Source organism: Pseudomonas viridiflava, assembly GCF_001642795.1.
In the GTDB taxonomy this organism is placed as follows: Bacteria; Pseudomonadota; Gammaproteobacteria; order Pseudomonadales; family Pseudomonadaceae; genus Aquipseudomonas; species Aquipseudomonas viridiflava.
The window spans coordinates 1-2726 of the sequence record NZ_LKEH01000009.1 but is presented as its reverse complement, the minus strand read 5'-3'; the positions used below and the strand labels follow the sequence as shown (position 1 = coordinate 2726).

Sequence of the window (2726 nt, the reverse complement as noted above, 5' to 3'; positions counted from 1 at the left end):
CCGGACTACATGGTGCCGACCCATTTCGTGCTGCTGGACGCCATGCCGCTGACCGCCAACGGCAAGCTGGACCGCAAGGCACTGCCTGCGCCGGATGCCACCCAATTGCAGGCGCAGTACGTTGCGCCCGAAGGCGAGCTGGAACAGCAATTGGCCGCGATCTGGGCCGACGTGCTGAAGGTCGATCAGGTCGGACGTACCGACAACTTTTTTGAGCTGGGCGGGCATTCGCTGGTGGCGGTGCAAATGCTGGTCCGCGTGCGTGAGCAGTTGCAGCACGAGGTCAGCCTCAAGGACCTGTTCGAACGGCCCGTGCTCGCCGACTTCTGCGCCACGATTCAACAGAAAAACGGTGAAAGTGACCACGCACAGGACGAATTGACTAAATCACTGGAGGCTCTCAAACGTTTATCAGCGGAGGAAATTGATAATTTGCTGGCTTGATGGTTTTGCGGGGTGGAGGGGCATTTTTATTTCCTGACACGCCGCAGATTTGCAGCAAGAAACAAACTGTGGGAGGGGGCTTGCCCGCGAAGAACGACGATGCGGTTTACCTGACAAGCCGCATCCATCAATCGCCGGCAAGCCGCCTCCCACAGTCCAGTGCCTGCTGCGAGATAGCGCTGTGTCAGACACAGCGCGCCAGTTCCCTCAGGAATGCTTCAGTTCAGTTGTTCAGGAGAGACACCCGTGCACCAGTTGCTTGACTCCGTTAAATCGCTGTCCCCCCGTGAACGCAAGGCGCTGGCGGTCCTGCTCAAGCGTCAGGGGGTGAATCTTTACGGGGTCACGCCGATCTTCCCGAGGGAGACGCAGGAACCGGCAGCGCTGTCCTTCGCCCAGCAACGGCAATGGATTCTCTGGCAACTGGAGCCGCACAGCGCGGCCTACAACATTCCGCTGGCCTTGCGGCTGCATGGCCCGCTGAACATCGAAGCGCTGCGTCGCAGTATCGAAGCGCTGATCGAGCGTCACGAAACCCTGCGCACGACCTTCGAGCAACAGGGGGACGAAGCGCTTCAGGTTGTGCACCCGGCGTCGGCCTTTTTACTGAACGTTGATCGGCTTGCCGATGGCCAATCGGTTCAGGATTACGTCGATCACGAAGTGCAGCAGCCGTTCGATCTGCAACACGGACCGCTGCTGCGCGTCAGGCTGCTGCAGGTCGCCGATGAAGAACACGTGCTGGTGCTGACCCAGCACCACATCGTCTCCGACGGCTGGTCGATGCCGATCATGGTCGAGGAACTGCTGCAGGGTTATCAGGCCATCAGCCTGGGGCGAGCGATCGAGCGTGAGCCGCTGCCCATCCAGTACGCTGACTACGCCATCTGGCAACGCAACTGGCTGGAGATGGGTGAACAGGCACGGCAGCTGGAATACTGGAAAAATCAGCTCGGTGATCAGTCTCCCGTGCTGGAATTGCCCACCGACCGTCCACGTCCGGTCACGCGCAATCCTCACGGCGCACGCTTGAATGTCGAACTGGACGCCGCGCTGCTGAATCGCCTCAAGGCCCTTGCCCGTGAGCAGGGAATTACCCTGTTCATGTTGTTGCTGGCCTCGTTCCAGACCCTGCTGCATCGCTACAGCGGGCAGGACGATGTACGTGTCGGCGTGCCGATTGCCAACCGCAACCGCAGCGAAACCGAAGGGCTGATCGGTTTCTTCGTCAACACTCAGGTGCTCAAGGCCGAGTTTTCGGCGCAGACCACCGTGGCCCAACTGCTGCAACAGATCAAACAGACTGCCGTGCAGGCTCAGGCCCATCAGGACCTGCCGTTCGAGCAACTGGTCGAAGCCCTGCAGCCGGAGCGCGACCCGAGTCGCAGCCCGCTGTTTCAGGTCGCCTACAACCACCAGACCGAGTCCCGCAACGAAGCCCGCGAACTGGCGGGTCTGCGTCTCGAGTATCAGCTGTCCGACAAACACACCGCCCAGTTCGACCTGACGCTGGACACCTGCGAGCGTCTGGACGGGCTTGGCGCATCACTGATCTACGCCACCAACCTGTTCGATGCGTCCACCATCGAGCGCATGGCGGGCCACTGGCGCAACCTGTTGCAAGCCATGACGAACGATGTGCAGCAGCGCATTGCCGACCTGCCGTTGCTGAGCACCGATGAGCGTGAGGCGACCTTCCAGGGCTGGAATGCCGGTCTGAAGGTTTATCCGACCGAGCAGTGCGCGCATCAACGCTTTGAAACTCAGGCGTTGAAAACACCGCAGGCTATTGCGTTGAGTCTGGGCAGTGAGCAATTGAGCTACGGCCAGCTCAATCAGCGTGCCAACCAGTTGGCCCACAAGCTGCGTGAGCAGGGCGTCGGCCCTGACGTGCGCGTTGGTCTGTCGGCCGAGCGCAGTCTGGACATGATCGTCGGCCTGCTGGCAATCCTCAAAGCCGGTGGTGCTTACGTGCCGCTGGACCCCGATTACCCGCAGGATCGCTTGTCTTTTCTGATGCAGGACAGCGGCATCGAGCTGCTGCTGACTCAACGTCATCTGATGAATGGCTTACCGGTCCCGGCGAACGTGCAGTGCCTGTTCATCGAAGCCGCGCTGGACGATTACAGCGCTGGAAACCTGATCAATTACACAACGCCGGACAATCTGGCCTACGTGATCTACACCTCCGGCTCGACCGGTAAGCCCAAGGGCACGTTGCTCGCACACCACAACCTGATGCGCCTGTTCGCCGCCACCGATGAGTGGTTCGCCTTCAACGA

General features: G+C 60.5%; 2 protein-coding genes. Both read left to right on the top strand.

What is annotated here, in order from left to right; translation table 11 throughout:
- Nucleotides 1-444, top strand: a 444-nt coding sequence (locus tag AO065_RS00065) for a phosphopantetheine-binding protein (protein ID WP_155737742.1), incomplete at its 5' end; no start/stop codon positions are given.
- A 246-nt stretch (nt 445-690) separates the two neighbouring features.
- The coding region (locus tag AO065_RS00060; RefSeq protein WP_155737741.1) for a condensation domain-containing protein at nt 691-2726 on the top strand (2036 nt) is incomplete at its 3' end.